Here is a 14804-nt window from a genome sequence, read left to right as displayed (position 1 = left end):
ACTACGCCACTGGATTCCTGCCTTCGCAGGAATAACAAATCGCCTCAGAATCATCGCTAAAACCAACATAAAACCACAATTAATAAGTGACGTGAACGTAAACGTAAATCGAAACGTCATATAATCGAAGCATAGCGTAATTGCCATAAGCAGTTATCGAATGAACAAAAAGGAAAACAACATGACCGATCTATCCATCGCCGAGAAGTTAACCGAATACAAACCTAGCAATAAAGTCCGTTTTGTGACTGCCGCATCTTTGTTCGATGGCCATGACGCCTCGATCAATATCATGCGTCGCATCTTGATGGCGAATGGTGCTGAAGTGATTCACTTGGGCCACAACCGTTCGGTAGAAGAAATCGTTACAGCAGCCTTGCAAGAAGATGCGCAAGGTATTGCGATTTCGAGTTACCAAGGCGGGCACGTCGAGTATTTCAAATACATGATTGATTTGCTCAAGCAACGTGGTGGGTCGCATATCAAAGTATTCGGTGGCGGCGGTGGCGTGATCGTGCCAGATGAAATCGCAGATTTACATGCCTATGGTGTGACACGCATCTTCAGTCCAGAAGATGGTCAACGTATGGGCTTGGTCGGCATGATCTTATCCATGATAGAAGCGTGCGATATCGATCTCTCACCATTTGCCCCAACGAGTTTGGATGTGTTGCAACAAGGCGAGATTGCCGATAAACATCGCCCGCTCGCACAACTAATTACCGCGTTAGAAAACGATAAAGTCGATGCAAGTTTGCGCGCAACAATTATCGAGTCGGCGAAAGCCATTAAGACGCCAGCATTTGGTATCACCGGTACCGGTGGTGCAGGTAAGTCTTCTCTCACTGATGAATTGATTCGTCGTATTCGTCTCGATCAAGATGATGAACTCAATATCGCTTTGATCTCTATCGACCCATCACGTCGTAAATCGGGTGGAGCTTTGCTCGGCGACCGTATTCGTATGAATGCGATCAACCCATGGAAGGGTAAAGTCAAAGTTTTCATGCGCTCTTTGGCGACCCGTGAAGCAGGCTCAGAAATTTCTCAGGCATTGCCAGACGTCATCGCTGCTTGCAAAGTAGCAGGCTTTGATTTGGTGATTGTCGAAACCTCCGGTATCGGTCAAGGCGACGCCGCGATTGTGCCCCACGTCGATTTGTCGATGTATGTGATGACACCAGAATTCGGCGCAGCATCTCAATTAGAAAAAATCGACATGCTCGATTTCGCTGACTTTGTCGCCATTAATAAATTCGACCGCAAAGGCGCACTCGATGCACAACGCGACGTGGCGAAACAGTATCAACGCAACCGCGAAATGTGGAGCAAGAAGCCAGACGAAATGCCAGTGTATGGTACGCAAGCATCGCGCTTTAACGACGATGGGGTCACCGCTTTGTATCAAGGCATCTTGCCTGAGTTGGTGGCGCGTGGTCTCAAGACAAAACCAAGTAAATTGGTAGCCGTGAATACCAAAACCTCCAGCGCACAAAATGTCATCGTGCCACCAGCACGTACGCGCTACTTGGCTGAGATCGCCGACACGGTACGTGCCTACCATAAGCATACCTACAAACAAGTCGGTATCGCACGTGAACGTCAACAGCTGCAAGCAACTAAGCAGATGTTGACCGTCGCAGGTAGGACTGCCGACTTCGATGATTTGATTACGGATCGTGACAACAAGCTCGATGCAGAATCCAAAAAACTGGTCGCCATGTGGCCAGATATGCAGAAGGCCTACGCAGGTGATGAATACGTTGTTAAAATTCGCGACAAAGAAATTCGCACTCGTCTCACGCAAAAATCTTTGTCCGGCACCACAATACGCAAAGTCGCTTTGCCACGCTTTGAAGACCACGGCGAAATCTTGCGTTGGTTGATGTTAGAAAACGTCCCTGGTTCTTTCCCATTCACTGCTGGCGTGTTTGCGTTTAAACGCGAGGGCGAAGATCCAACGCGCATGTTTGCTGGTGAAGGTGACCCTTACCGCACGAATCGTCGTTTCAAACTCGTATCGCAAGGCATGGATGCGAAACGTTTGTCGACCGCGTTTGACTCCGTCACTTTGTACGGTGCAGACCCAGCGATCCGCCCAGACATCTACGGTAAGATTGGCAACTCCGGTGTATCTGTCGCCACCTTGGAAGACATGAAAGTCTTGTACGATGGCTTCGATCTCTGCGATCCAGCGACATCGGTATCGATGACAATCAATGGCCCAGCACCAACGATCTTGGCCTTCTTCATGAACACTGCGATTGATCAGCAAATGGATAAATTCCGTGCTGATAATAAGCGTGAGCCAACGGCAGATGAAGCAGCGAAAATCCGTGCGTGGGTGCTGATGAATGTTCGTGGTACGGTACAAGCCGATATTTTGAAAGAAGACCAAGGTCAAAATACCTGCATCTTCTCAACCGAGTTTTCACTCAAAGTCATGGGCGATATTCAAGAGTATTTCGTGCATCACCAAGTGCGCAATTTCTACTCGGTCTCGATCTCTGGCTACCATATCGCTGAAGCCGGTGCGAACCCGATTTCTCAATTGGCCTTCACCTTGTCGAATGGCTTCACCTTTGTCGAAGCCTACCTCGCACGCGGTATGCACATTGATGATTTCGCGGCGAACTTGTCTTTCTTCTTCAGTAATGGAATGGACCCAGAGTACACTGTCTTGGGCCGCGTCGCTCGCCGTATCTGGGCAGTAGCAATGCGCGACAAATACGGTGCGAACGACCGTAGTCAGAAGTTGAAATATCATATCCAAACTTCAGGCCGCAGCTTGCACGCACAAGAAATCGACTTCAACGATATTCGCACCACGCTGCAAGCTTTGATCGCGATCTACGATAACTGCAATAGCTTGCATACCAATGCTTACGACGAAGCGATCACTACACCAACCGACGAATCGGTACGTCGTGCTTTGGCGATTCAGTTGATCATCAACCGGGAATGGGGCTTAGCGAAAAACGAAAACCCTATCCAAGGTAGCTTCATCATCGAAGAATTGACCGATTTGGTCGAAGAAGCGGTAATGCAAGAATTTGAACGCATCGCAGAACGCGGCGGTGTATTGGGTGCGATGGAAACCGGCTACCAACGTGGCAAGATTCAAGAAGAATCCATGCACTACGAGCACCTGAAGCACGACGGCACTTTACCTATCATCGGCGTTAACACCTTCCGCAATCCAAAAGGCGGCGAAGCACCACAGAAGATAGAATTGGCACGTTCCACCGAGGAAGAAAAACAATCGCAACTCACGCGCTTGGCAGACTTCCATCAACGCCACGCCAACGTTGCGCCACAAGCGCTGGCAGCATTGCAGCAAGCCGCGATCAATAATGAAAACGTGTTTGCGAAATTGATGGACGCGGCGCGGGTTTGTTCTTTGGGGCAGATTACGACTGCCTTGTTTGAGGTGGGTGGGCAGTATAGACGCAACATGTAAATGACACGCCGTTAAATCCAATTGGCGGGCACAGCGCGTTGTAAGGTGCTAAAACAGCGGTCCTCGCAATACTTCAGTATTGCTGCGGGAAGCGCCTAGCTCTGTATCCCGCTAATTGAATTTTCCGGCATGTCATCCAGATGATTGAACAGTTTCATTTTCTCTTTTTTTGTATTTATGTATGCCGAACATCTCTGACTTGCTCGAATTTGAATTTATCCCGGCTCGATTGAAGGATTTCGCGTACTCGAAATATGATGTCGATACACTTTCTATTAGAACTTTTGGTGAAATCAATAACGATTATTGCTTGGTGCTGATCGCATACAATGACAAAGATAAATTATTGGAGTTGTTTGGTAACTACAAGGCAGTTGATGAATCCTTAAATAAGAACATCTTCGATAAATATCGAGAAATTTCTGGTGGGGCGATTCTATTGCCTGAAGGTCTTAAGGTGTTTGTCGAGAAATTTAGTCAAGAACAGGCTTTAGAAATCTTAGACAGTGACTAGCTCCGTAGGAGCGATGCACTGCATCTTGCTCGAAGTATTCCGTTTATTGAATTTCCAAGCGCGTTATTTGTAATATGCACGAGGTTGTAAAGTTTTGAGTCTTTAGTTTTTGTGAATAAAATTATTGACAAGAAGTTTAATGGCACAGACAATAGAGCTGTCGCAGATGTAGTTTTGCGATACGTCTCCTTGCTGTCACTTCTGGTGGGGTTTGATTTGCAGTGAGGTATTTTGAGTAGTAGTTGAACGCCTTGTGGCGCTGAGGTAAATATGAAACCAACGACAATCAACTTGGTGGTACGTTCGTGCCATCTTCTTTTTAGGACGTTAGTCCATTTTTTAAAAATCCCGTTTGAAGTCTCCCGTCAACGTTCGTCTTATAGACCACCTTTCCCGACAGGAAAACATCGTTCCATTGTTCGGAATAAGAACCATATAAACGTAGAAAAAAATGGTGGGTCGGAAATATTTCACACTATCGTAGAGTCTGGTACGGCAACTATTCTATTTATAATCATTGCTTTTACAGCTTTATTTTTGCAATTCATTATAGATCTGGTCGGTTATTGGGGTGGTAGCTTAATTTTGATAAATCTCCTCAAGATTCTCGAATATTCATTGCTTTTTGCTGAAGGGCTTTATTTTCTTACTCGGTTGATGCGCAAAATCCGGAAGCATTTTGGCTCGTCTTGACTTAATCAAGTAGGGCAGGTGCAACCCGCGCTGTAAATCACCGAAACGATTTATCGTTCAAATATTTTCTCTCGCTTCAAATCACGATAGCGGTATTCTGAAAATTCCGGCGGCGCGGGTTGCACCCGCCCTACGTTTATGTCAGCGCGGATTGCACCATCCGCCCCGCAATTCTTGCCAGTTATCAAAATAAATTGGTACATAAGATAATTTCTCATACAATGCCCACACGCACTTGATATCCTATTTCATGCTATTCGTGGGTAAGGTGCAAGGACCGATACGAACGCGAAAATTTTTATAATCTACCTGAACCCACTCATGAAAATTATAGCCTCACTTCTTTTGGCAGGTCTCGCTTTGTCGCCTGTCCATGCGAACGCACAGTCATCTGGATTTAGTCTTAAGAAAATTATTAAGGATAGTGTTAAAGAACAGACCGCTTCTAAGCCTGAACAGACTTCTGGTGCACAAGCTAACGCGAATAGCACGCCGACCATGCCAGGCAGCGTCGGATCTACTCCGGTGAAAGAAGGTGTTGTCCAATTAGATGGCTTGCCTATTCCGGGTTCTCCGGGTTTGCTGATGGATTCGAATTCTTTCGCCAAGTTTGCAGCGTCGATTCGAAAGCCAGAAATTGGTGGCATCAGTTTAGGGATGAATGTGAATGATGCTATCCCCATCATTAAAAAGCTCAATCCAGCCTATCGCGTAGAAACTCTGAAAATTATGGTGAATAATTATCGAGGTGTGACTGCGAAAGCAGGCCCTGCGAATGCTATTCCGACAGATCAGTTCACGGTATATTTTAATGAGGCAGGCAACATTTGGCTGGTTAGTCGCCGCATTGAACTGCCGAAAGATCAACCTCTGCTGTTGGAAACGTACAAGAACGCGTTATTTGAGAAATACGATGCCCCGAACGCGCTCATCTCTGAACGTAGCCGTGTCAATTACCCACATTTTACTTGGTCCTTTGGTATGAATGGTCAGCAACATGCTTCGCATAATTTGGATTCCAAATCGGGACCTTGTGCCTCATTACCTTACACCATGTATGTACCGATTACGGATTCTGTGACCATCCCGAATAATTTCCGCAACACCTGTGCGTTAGCGCTGACAACCAGCGCGTACATGCAATCCAATACAAATTTAATTCAAAGCTATACCGTGCAGATGTATTCACCAGCCTTGATTCGTGATGTGAATAGCGTGAATGCGCAGCAAGCGGAATATCTGAAGCAAAAACGTGAAGCGGAAGAGAAAGCGCGGGCGAACAAACCGCAGTTTTAATTCGTTTCAGCAGCACGGCAATTTGGTAGGCTAGATATTCAAACACACAGTTTTAAAACATACTCGACAAAGGATGGACCATGAAATTGACCCATTGGATGTGCGCCTCGATCTTGGCTTTCGCGGTACAAGCTCCAACGCTGGCCGAAGATCTTGCTCTGAAGGCTGCCGTCGCTGCACCGTCTCGTACCAAGGAAAATGTAGCACGAGACGCTGCTCGTCACCCATATGAAACTTTGAGTTTCTTCGGTATCAAACCAGATATGACTGTCGTTGAATTGATACCTGAGGGTGGCTGGTACACTGAGATCTTGGCGCCATATTTACGCGAAAAGGGGACGCTGATCGGCGTTGATGGCCCCATCGTCGAAGGTGAAAAAGGTTTTTATACAAGACAGTTTCGCGACTTTTTGGCAACTAAACCTGTCGTGTATGATCGCGTAAAAATGGGGCTGTTTCAGCCGCAGACAAAGAAATTTGATTTCGCGAAAGATGGCACTGTCGACATGGTTCTCACGTTCAGAAATGTGCACAACTGGGTAGGTGAGAAAGATGAAACAGTGCGAGCGGCGTTTAAAGCTGTCTTCCTTAGTTTGAAATCAGGTGGTGTCTTTGGTGTAGTCGATCACCGTCGCCCACCTGCTATGCCTCAAGATACACGAGCGATGAGTGGTTATATTCACGAATCCTACGTGATTCGCTTAGCTGAGGAAGCTGGTTTCAAGTTAGTGGCAAAGTCTGAAATCAATGCGAATCCTAAAGATGATGCAGACTATACGTTTGGTGTTTGGTCTTTGCCTCCAAGCTTAAGCAATGGCGCTTACAAACGAGAAAAATATCTTGCGATTGGTGAGAGTGATCGTATGACGCTTAAGTTTGTTAAGCCATAAGCTAACTTTACGTGCACGGTGGCTTACTGTTTTTGCCGTCGAATACCATTTAGTGAATTGTCGGGCATATCGATTAAATTCGCGGGGCAATTCTTTGTTTTAATTTTTTCGTTAGATGAATATGAAAACTAAATTACTGTCGTCAGTATTGTCACTATTCGTAGGCATTACTTCATTCGCTGTGCAGCCTGCTGTGCACGCGCAAACTACTGTAAAAAATTTAGAGACGGAAGGCGTTAAGTTGGGCGATTCGGTCGCCGATATGGAGCTTGCTCTGAAAAAAGAGGGATGGGTATTCTGGCGTAAGACAAACCATAAGGCTGCGGCAGGTCTACCTGAGCGCATCGCTACAGCACAATACAAAAAAGATGGCCGCAATCTTGAACCTGATTACATGATGTTGGTGTTTAGCCCTGTAACGAGTCGGGTTGTTGCTTTAAGCCGTAGTGAGCGATTTAATGTCGAAATTACTTTGAGTGATCTTGCGAAAACGATGTCGTCAAAATATGGTGTGCCAGCGATGACGCGTGGTGCAACCGATGTGTCTTGGGTGGAGAAGCGTGCAGGTAAAGATGTAACGCCAATTACTCAGTGTGAAGCAGCAGCAGGGCTACAATTGAATTACGCAAGTAACTTAGACACTTTTGCTAACTGCCGATATGCAGTACGTTTAGCAATGAGCCCAGCGGCAAAGCCGCAACTGGTCTGGCGTATGACTTTGAACATGGTGGATTTTGAAAGACTGTACGATGAGACTCTGCAATTGAAGAATGCACTGAAAGATCAAGCTTATATCAAAGTTGGGAATTAAGTGCTGTAAGCAGTGGTGTTTTTCGGCACCGCATTGTTTGAGAGATTTGGCATATCAAGCTTATGCCATATAAACCCATGATCGTATTCCAAACAGAACGCCTACGCGGGCGGCACTTCCAGGAAGCAGACGCCGCTTTCATGTTGAACTTATTGAACGATCCTGGTTGGCTTCGTTACATTGGTGAGCGCGGCGTCCACGATGTCGAGCAAGCACGTCGATATTTGTTGAATGGGGCAATTCAAAACTATCAGCGTTTGGGTTTTGGTTTCTATTTGCTTGAATCTATCGAGACAGGGGCAGCTGTTGGTATGTGCGGCCTTGCACAGCGGGAATATCTTAATGCTCCAGATATCGGCTTCGCTTTGCTAGCTGAATACGAAGGTAACGGCTATGCATTTGAAGCTGCAGCAGCATGTTTACAATTCGCCAAAAACCAACTACACCTAAAAAGCTTGGTGGCAACGACGCGTCTTGATAATGAACGCTCGTCTAGACTTCTCGAAAAATTAGGAATGCTTTTCAAAGAAAATATGCTGCATCCAGACGGCGATCGTTATCTCAAGCTCTACGAGATAAATTTATGAGAATTGAACTTAAGGCTTAAACCAATACTTGGGATTCGCTGGCAGAGACCCTTCTTTGATCAAAGGATTTTTGAGGTCGAAGACATATCGATGTTTGATATCTGCATCGCGAATAAAATCAGCAAAATACTTATTGAAGGTTCGATCGAAACTCCCATCTTCAACAGCTAGTTCTAATCCGCGCGTTAAGTCTTCGGCTAGTTGCGTGCGCTTCGGTGATACAAAAAAATAGAAAGCGGTGGGGTAGTGCAATACAAAAGTTTTATCGATAACGAAATGTCGATATTCCACATTTTTTTGTTCATTCCAAATGGCGATAATCGGGCGTGGGAAATAGTCGAAACGTTTGGCGCGCAACATATTTGCTAATGCCTCATCGCTGCCCGTGACTACTGGTAATCCGTTATGTCTGAGGATGTCGGTGTCGGGCCATTGCGTTCCTTGGCCGGCACGAAATTTCGCGAGTGCTGTAAGGCTGGTGGCGCTCTTCAAGAGCGCTGGGTTATCGCTATGAATGAAAGGAATGCGCCAACCAAAGAAACCTTTGTCGATGGGGATCTTGATCGCACGAATCTGCTTCTCTCTCTCGTCACTGGTCATGGTCCAGATTACATCGAGTTTGCCTTGATTCTGCGATAAGTCAAAAATTTGCCTTGCTTGAGGGACGGGGGCTTCTGTCGATTTAACGATCACATAATCGCCCCCACTTTTTTTGATCGCGAGTCGCAAAATCTCAACGATATAACTTGCTATGGGGTCGTTGGTGCGTTCTAGATCTTGGATGCGAATAGGCGTGCTTTCTGCATGCGCGACAGCGTGGAGCAATAGGTAAAGGCTCATGACTATACTCATGAACCATGGTCTCTTTCGCACCGGTGCTGAAAATGAAGTCATTACTTGAATATGCCTAATATGCGTAACTCTATTCGTGTAGGTGTTGGGCTGAATTGAGTCTACCGTACGAAGTAGAACTACGCCAAGACTTCTCGATTGAAGTGTCTTGATATGACACAAAAAAGGCATCGTCGACCAATCCGACGATGCCTTTTTGTGGTTCATACTGCATCAATTTTTGAGGATATCGCTGCGATTTACTTCTTCAGACATTTCTCTAAGAATTGGTCTTGTTCCCATAAGAGATGAAGAATGTTTTCACGCGCAGCGTAACCATGGCTTTCTTTCGGTAGGATGACCATTCGTGCTGGCGCACCTAATCCTTTCAAAGCTTGGAAGTAACGTTCGGTTTGCAGTGTGAAGGTTCCAGGATTATTGTCGGCTTCACCATGAACCAATAGGATCGGTGTCTTCATTTTGTCGGCATTCATAAATGGCGACATTTTGGTGTAGACCTCAGGTGTTTCCCAGTAATTGCGTTGCTCACTTTGGAAACCAAACGGCGTTAAGGTGCGGTTATAAGCGCCACTGCGTGCGATGCCGCAGGCAAACAGCTTAGAGTGCGTAAGCAAGTTGGCGGTCATGAACGCACCATAGGAATGTCCACCTACGGCGACACGTTGACGGTCGATATAGCCCAATTTATCGACAGCATCGATGGCGGCTTCTGCGTTGTCGACTAATTGTGGAACAAAATTATCGTTTGGTTCGGTTGTGCCTTCACCAATAATCGGGAATGCTGCATCGTCTAATACTGCATAACCACGTGTCGCCCAATAAATAAAAGAGCCATAATTCGGTGCAGTGAAGGCATTCGGATTATGCGTGCTTTGGCCAGCAGAATTTTTGTCTTTGTATTCTGCTGGATACGCCCAAATCAACAGTGGCAGCTTGTCCTTCTTCGCTTTGTCGTAACCAGCCGGTAGATACAAAGTACCAGACAACTCAACACCATCTTTACGTTGATATTTGATGACTTCTTTCGAGACATCTTTTAAACCTTCATACGGATTCTTAAACTGTGTAATTGGATTTAACGCACCTGACTTCACATTACGTAAGAAGTAGTTGGGGTATTCGGTTTTAGACTGAATCTGGACCAAGACGTCGCCTTTAGCTGAGTCTTCAATCGTGATCAGATTCTCGATTTTATCGGTATAGCTAGACTGATAGAGACGGGTTTTGCTTAAAGTCTCAACATTCAATGCATCGATAAACGGAAATTGTCCTTTTTTACTATGACCAGCGCCCATTAAGTAGACTTGGCCATTTTCGATGGCGAGTGTGCGACGCTGATATTGATTACGTTTGGTTTCAAAACGTCCTGGGTCGCTGTAAATATCTTGCGAGTTACGATCAGAGACGAGACGTAATTTGGCGCTTGGGTTGGATGGGTTAAAGAAGAAACTACGCTCGTTTCGTGTGTCGTACCAATTCTCTGAGATGACAGCGAGCTGGTCGTTGCCCCAAATGATGCCGCTGAAGCGTTGGTTGGTTTTAGCCAAAGATGTTGCTGCCTTCTCAAATGGAGCATCCCATTGGAATACTTCGTCACGATACTCCACCTTTTTCGCTGGATCGCCATCATCTAGTGCGACGACATACGCCAAAGTTGCAGGTTTATCTGCGCGCCATGACAAGCTACGCTTCCCACTTCGTGTTGCGCTAAAGCCTTTAGGCATGGTTTCGGTCAAAGGGACTTCGTTAACTGTTTTGATCGCCTTACCACTGAGGTCGTACACCACGGTCTTGCTCGGGAATCGATTGTAAGGAACGATGTATGAAAATGGTTTTTGTATTGAGCTCAGCATCAGATATTTGCCATCTGGTGAAAAACTCTCATCCACATACATGTCGGCTTTTTTCCAAACGCTGCTCTTACCATTCAAGTCGACCTTGACTAATTCAGATGTGCTGAGCATGACGAAATTAGCTTCGTCGTTTTGATTCTTCAAGAGATCAGGATAGGTGCGATTTTGAGATGCGGTCCCTGAAGAGTTAGAAGTAATTGGACCCTGTGGTAGGTCCTTGCTGGAGTCGAGAAGTGCCGGACGATCTTTCGGTAGGGTCTTCAGCAGAAGGCTATCGCTATCCTTGAACCACATGAAGGGCGATCCGAGATTGGCATTCAAGTTGGCTGCGCTCAATTTTTTTGCTTGTGCGCTAGCGACATCAATCACCCACAACTCAACACCCTTTTCGGTCGTATTGGTGAAAGCAATTTTTTTCTCATTCGGTGACCAACTGATATTTGCAATCAATGGATTTTTAGGTAGATCTTTGATCGTGATCTCTTTACTCTCTTTGACCTTACGTAATTTCAAGTCGTTGATATAGGTCATTGAGCTAGAAATGTTCGTGACAGGGTTAATACGCAAGCCACCGAGGCGAACTTCTGTTTGATTGAGTTCGGACAGGGTTTTGAAGGTGTTGCGATAGCTCAGCAGGATATTGTCCATCTTAGAGTCGATCTGCACCGTAGGCGCTCGCACGACATCGGCCAGATCAAGGATGGATTTCGGTGGTTTTTGATAGTTAAGATTTTCTTGTGCAAACAAAGGACTAGATAGGCCGATGCAAGCGATGCTGAAGGCGAGTGTGAGTAGTTGGTTTCTTGTTTTCATTTTTTATGTATCCTGTATTTGTCGAAATGTCTTACTGTTTTTTCTTAAGCAGTTTGAGTTATTATCGGACTATTGTAGCCTTAAAAAGTTCCCTATTTCATCTTACTTATTGAGTGCTGTACCTTAAGCTTCGTTCGAGTGAAGCTGATCTTTATCATCTAAAGTCGTACATGAAAAACGCGATCACAGTTGTTCGTCCGATGCAGGAGTCTGATTTGAGCGAGGTTCTGCGAATACAAGCAGCATCTTATGCTGGAGATATTCCTGAATCACGTGCCTCGTTAACGGCAAAACTGTTGGCCGCACCGACGTCCTGTTTTGTTGCACATGATGAGAGGCAGTTATTAGGATATGTCTTCGCCCTTCCTTGGAGTAGTGGGGCACCGCCGGCACTGAACTCGCCTGATTGTTTGATCCCTTCAGTGATAGATTGTTTATATGTCCATGATTTAGCGGTAGACCCTGGTGCCCGCGGCGGCGAAGTGGCACGTTCATTATTTGTGAGTCTCTTACCTCTTCTCGACCAATTTAAGCTCAATCGAATGTTTTTGACGGCAGTTCAAAATTCGTCAAGCTTTTGGCAAAAACAGGGTTTTGTCCCCGTGCAAACGAGCGAGGGCATCGACGATAAACTCCGTACTTATGGTGCCGATGCAGTATATATGTGCAGGCTTACAAGCGATTGATGCAGATTGGTTTAAACGAGTTTGGTACTTGACGTTCGAGCGCTGCTTGCGGTGTTGTATTGAACGTCTAGCCGAAATCCGAAAAAACCACGTGATCGCGATGAAATCCATTATCATATCGGCAAAGTAATCGACCTCGTCTCGGAGAATAAAAAGATGGCAGTATCAACCCGTTGGATAAGTAAAATATTGGTGTTTGTTTCAGTTTTCTTTGCTGCGCTCCTCGCACTCTTCTTTTACATATTTGCGGAACGCTATCAAGGTAAAAATGAAATTAGTCTGCAATTCCCAGTGGCCGTAATCGATCAGGGTGTACCGACTTTGATTCAGTGGAAGCAGTATGTGAAAGCCCCAGATTCCTATAAGTCGCACTTGATTGCGAATGCCTCAAGCGGGGTTTTTACGACCGCCGAAGGACAACAATTTAGTTTGTCGCCTTTGGGGGCGGGAAAAGTACAGCTAACGGTCAGCCAATCATGGAAGCGGCAATCTGCCGAATATGCAATAGAGGCTGAGATGGTTAAACCCCTAGTTTTCAGGCAATTTGATGTCCTCTTGTTGTGGGTCGCCTTGAGTGTGGCCTTTCTTGTGACGGCCATTTTTTACTTTCTAGAGCGCCAATTGAAGCGAACGCCGATCACATCTGTCTAAATGATTAGTTGCCGCCACTGGGCTTATAGGGCTTTGTGTTAATAGTTTGTTTATTCGAGTGCCATATTTTTGGCCAAAATAGAAAATGCGATTTGTTTTTCGATTCAGAACTGTGACTGCGATCTTGTTGTTGATCTGTGTCGCTGTCAATGCAATATGGTTGCCGAAAGGTGTATCGTGGCAGAGCTTGGTGTCTTTTTCTGATGCATGGCTGGCACCACTTGCCTTCGGTCAGGCACATAATGGTGTAGTCGCGCTTACGCTTGTCCTTGCCTGCTTGTTGGCGCTTGTGCTTCTGTTTATGCCAGTTTACTCAGTGATTCTTGCAAGAGTTGTTCTGATTTGTGTGGTGTTGATCCTGCTAACAGCATTCATGTTTCAGCTCGTTTTGCCAGCGCTGTGGTCGTTGCCCTTATGGGCAAGTTGGCGCTTGAGTGGTCGCCCCGGTGTTCCTGTGAAAGCCTAAATGAGTTTTTCTAAGATTGGGTAAAGTATGAGTAAGTGGAATCAAATAATCAAAACTCATCTGAATATGGCGTTGATGCTGACGGTCATGTTGAGTTGTGTTGGTACGGGTACCGCTTTGGCAGATAACAATCCAAAAGTGGGTGATTACGGTAGAAAGTTGGTCGCGCAGTATAGTTTAGATCGTGATCAAATTGAGCGCTTTGCGAAGTTTGTCGCCCCAGCTGAAAACCTGAAAGAATTAAATCAGGTGTCGTCCTTGAGCGCGGTAACTGAAGATTGGACAGGGCCACCATTGGGCGTCGATCGCGAGTCTGGCCCCTACACCGTGGTTGTTACCTTGACTGGTAAATCTCGTTATCGCGGAGACGTCAGTACCATGTGGAATTTCGGATGGGCGGTAGATGGTGGCACTCGCTTGACAGCGTTTCCTGGTCTGTCCAAGCTCGATGTCAAGGCAGGTGAAACGATAGTGATCAAGAGGGCTGCAGCACCAAATCGTTTCAAAGATAAACAAACAGTTTCTGCAGTATTGGCTCTTGTAAAAGCTGAGAATTTTGATTTTGAAAAAGTCGATGTCGAAATTTGGAGTGGCGTTGCAGATAATTCTTGGCGCGATATATTGTTGTCGTTTCGCTGGGTAGCATTAGGTTTGATTGTGTTTTTATTGCGTTACTTCTGGGTTCGTCGTTAGAAGAAACGCAGGTCTTCAGTACATTGATTGAGAGTGAAATATGAGTGAATTTGCTAACGATATCGCGAAGTTTAATGGTATCTATAAGTTGCCGGTAAATACTGCACCAACCTTGGACGTCGGTGTCCCCGCTGCCGAACGAATGGCTGCCTTTAAAGATATTCTGATTGAGGAAGTGCACGAAATCGATGAAATCATTGCAGCCCAAAAGGAGGGTAAAGACCCACTTGAAGTGCTTACTATGTTGGCCGATTTATTGGGTGATATACAAGTTTATTGTGCTTCGGAAATGGCAAAATTTGGCCTGCCTCTAGATCAAGTCCTTGGCGTTATCATGCAGTCCAATTTTTCTAAGTTAGGTGCCGATGGTTTGCCGATTTACGACGAACGCGGGAAAGTCATGAAGGGACCTAATTATTGGAAACCAGAACCAAAAATTCGTGCTTTGCTTGAAAGTATGAAGCAGGAATAGTTCTGCACCAGAAAAGTCGTATTGGAAGAGAGTGCGGGCGAAGTCCCGCACTTTTTTTTGCATGCGA

The 14804-nt window shown here is 45.8% G+C and carries 13 protein-coding genes; 11 read left to right on the top strand and 2 right to left on the bottom strand.

The window, feature by feature from the left end; genetic code table 11:
• Nucleotides 1-181: 181 nt before the first annotated feature.
• The 6 genes from icmF to H8K36_RS15650 all read left to right on the top strand — a co-directional run bounded on the left by icmF (nucleotide 182) and on the right by H8K36_RS15650 (nucleotide 8251).
• On the top strand, nucleotides 182-3460 hold the full coding sequence (gene icmF / locus H8K36_RS15675) for a fused isobutyryl-CoA mutase/GTPase IcmF (protein ID WP_186917332.1): 3279 nt from the start codon (nucleotides 182-184) through the stop codon (nucleotides 3458-3460).
• Between the two features lie 181 nt (nucleotides 3461-3641).
• On the top strand, nucleotides 3642-3974 hold the full coding sequence (locus H8K36_RS15670; RefSeq protein ID WP_186917334.1) for a hypothetical protein: 333 nt from the start codon (nucleotides 3642-3644) through the stop codon (nucleotides 3972-3974).
• 1014 nt (nucleotides 3975-4988) lie between these two features.
• The gene (locus tag H8K36_RS15665; protein ID WP_186917336.1) at nucleotides 4989-5963 is read left to right on the top strand and encodes a hypothetical protein; all 975 of its coding nucleotides are present in this window, start codon (nucleotides 4989-4991) and stop codon (nucleotides 5961-5963) included.
• 80 nt (nucleotides 5964-6043) lie between these two features.
• The gene (locus H8K36_RS15660) at nucleotides 6044-6853 is read left to right on the top strand and encodes a class I SAM-dependent methyltransferase (RefSeq protein WP_230404691.1); all 810 of its coding nucleotides are present in this window, start codon (nucleotides 6044-6046) and stop codon (nucleotides 6851-6853) included.
• A 121-nt stretch (nucleotides 6854-6974) separates the two neighbouring features.
• Nucleotides 6975-7664 (top strand): hypothetical protein, encoded by a 690-nt coding sequence (locus H8K36_RS15655; protein WP_186917337.1) that lies wholly within the window; start codon nucleotides 6975-6977, stop codon nucleotides 7662-7664.
• A 62-nt stretch (nucleotides 7665-7726) separates the two neighbouring features.
• Nucleotides 7727-8251, top strand: a complete 525-nt coding sequence (locus tag H8K36_RS15650; RefSeq protein WP_186917338.1) for a GNAT family N-acetyltransferase — start codon at nucleotides 7727-7729, stop codon at nucleotides 8249-8251.
• A gap of 9 nt (nucleotides 8252-8260) precedes the next feature.
• Here H8K36_RS15650 and H8K36_RS15645 read toward each other — a convergent pair whose 3' ends face one another.
• The gene (locus H8K36_RS15645; protein ID WP_186917339.1) at nucleotides 8261-9091 is read right to left on the bottom strand and encodes a substrate-binding periplasmic protein; all 831 of its coding nucleotides are present in this window, start codon (nucleotides 9089-9091) and stop codon (nucleotides 8261-8263) included.
• Between the two features lie 251 nt (nucleotides 9092-9342).
• Entirely contained in the window at nucleotides 9343-11769 is a 2427-nt protein-coding gene (locus H8K36_RS15640; RefSeq protein ID WP_186917341.1) for an alpha/beta hydrolase family protein, read from the bottom strand.
• 170 nt (nucleotides 11770-11939) lie between these two features.
• Here H8K36_RS15640 and H8K36_RS15635 point away from each other — a divergent pair, with 170 nt between their 5' ends.
• From H8K36_RS15635 to H8K36_RS15615, 5 genes are all read left to right on the top strand, one after another.
• Nucleotides 11940-12455, top strand: coding sequence for a GNAT family N-acetyltransferase (locus H8K36_RS15635; RefSeq protein WP_186917343.1), 516 nt, complete (start codon nucleotides 11940-11942; stop codon nucleotides 12453-12455).
• 156 nt (nucleotides 12456-12611) lie between these two features.
• On the top strand, nucleotides 12612-13106 hold the full coding sequence (locus H8K36_RS15630) for a hypothetical protein (RefSeq protein ID WP_186917345.1): 495 nt from the start codon (nucleotides 12612-12614) through the stop codon (nucleotides 13104-13106).
• A 112-nt stretch (nucleotides 13107-13218) separates the two neighbouring features.
• Nucleotides 13219-13572 (top strand): hypothetical protein, encoded by a 354-nt coding sequence (locus H8K36_RS15625; protein ID WP_186917346.1) that lies wholly within the window; start codon nucleotides 13219-13221, stop codon nucleotides 13570-13572.
• 27 nt (nucleotides 13573-13599) lie between these two features.
• Nucleotides 13600-14265 (top strand): hypothetical protein, encoded by a 666-nt coding sequence (locus H8K36_RS15620; RefSeq protein WP_186917348.1) that lies wholly within the window; start codon nucleotides 13600-13602, stop codon nucleotides 14263-14265.
• Nucleotides 14266-14305: 40 nt separating this feature from the next.
• A complete protein-coding gene (locus tag H8K36_RS15615) occupies nucleotides 14306-14737 on the top strand; it encodes a nucleoside triphosphate pyrophosphohydrolase family protein (protein ID WP_186917349.1) in 432 nt (143 codons plus the stop codon).
• Nucleotides 14738-14804: the final 67 nt, after the last annotated feature.

Source organism: Affinundibacterium nitidum, assembly GCF_014284155.1.
Lineage (GTDB): Bacteria > Pseudomonadota > Gammaproteobacteria > Burkholderiales > Burkholderiaceae_D > Undibacterium > Undibacterium nitidum.
Note: the sequence above shows the minus strand (reverse complement) of the source record. Positions and strands in the feature narration are given on the sequence as shown.

What these genes read in the sequence shown, in the direction of transcription:
- icmF (WP_186917332.1), top strand. Translation starts at nt 182, where the DNA reads ATGACCGATCTATCCATCGCCGAGAAGTTAACCGAATACAAACCTAGC.
- H8K36_RS15670 (WP_186917334.1), top strand. Translation starts at nt 3,642, where the DNA reads ATGCCGAACATCTCTGACTTGCTCGAATTTGAATTTATCCCGGCTCGA.
- H8K36_RS15665 (WP_186917336.1), top strand. Translation starts at nt 4,989, where the DNA reads ATGAAAATTATAGCCTCACTTCTTTTGGCAGGTCTCGCTTTGTCGCCT.
- H8K36_RS15660 (WP_230404691.1), top strand. Translation starts at nt 6,044, where the DNA reads ATGAAATTGACCCATTGGATGTGCGCCTCGATCTTGGCTTTCGCGGTA.
- H8K36_RS15655 (WP_186917337.1), top strand. Translation starts at nt 6,975, where the DNA reads ATGAAAACTAAATTACTGTCGTCAGTATTGTCACTATTCGTAGGCATT.
- H8K36_RS15650 (WP_186917338.1), top strand. Translation starts at nt 7,727, where the DNA reads ATGCCATATAAACCCATGATCGTATTCCAAACAGAACGCCTACGCGGG.
- H8K36_RS15645 (WP_186917339.1), bottom strand. Translation starts at nt 9,091, where the DNA reads ATGAGCCTTTACCTATTGCTCCACGCTGTCGCGCATGCAGAAAGCACG.
- H8K36_RS15640 (WP_186917341.1), bottom strand. Translation starts at nt 11,769, where the DNA reads ATGAAAACAAGAAACCAACTACTCACACTCGCCTTCAGCATCGCTTGC.
- H8K36_RS15635 (WP_186917343.1), top strand. Translation starts at nt 11,940, where the DNA reads ATGAAAAACGCGATCACAGTTGTTCGTCCGATGCAGGAGTCTGATTTG.
- H8K36_RS15630 (WP_186917345.1), top strand. Translation starts at nt 12,612, where the DNA reads ATGGCAGTATCAACCCGTTGGATAAGTAAAATATTGGTGTTTGTTTCA.
- H8K36_RS15620 (WP_186917348.1), top strand. Translation starts at nt 13,600, where the DNA reads ATGAGTAAGTGGAATCAAATAATCAAAACTCATCTGAATATGGCGTTG.
- H8K36_RS15615 (WP_186917349.1), top strand. Translation starts at nt 14,306, where the DNA reads ATGAGTGAATTTGCTAACGATATCGCGAAGTTTAATGGTATCTATAAG.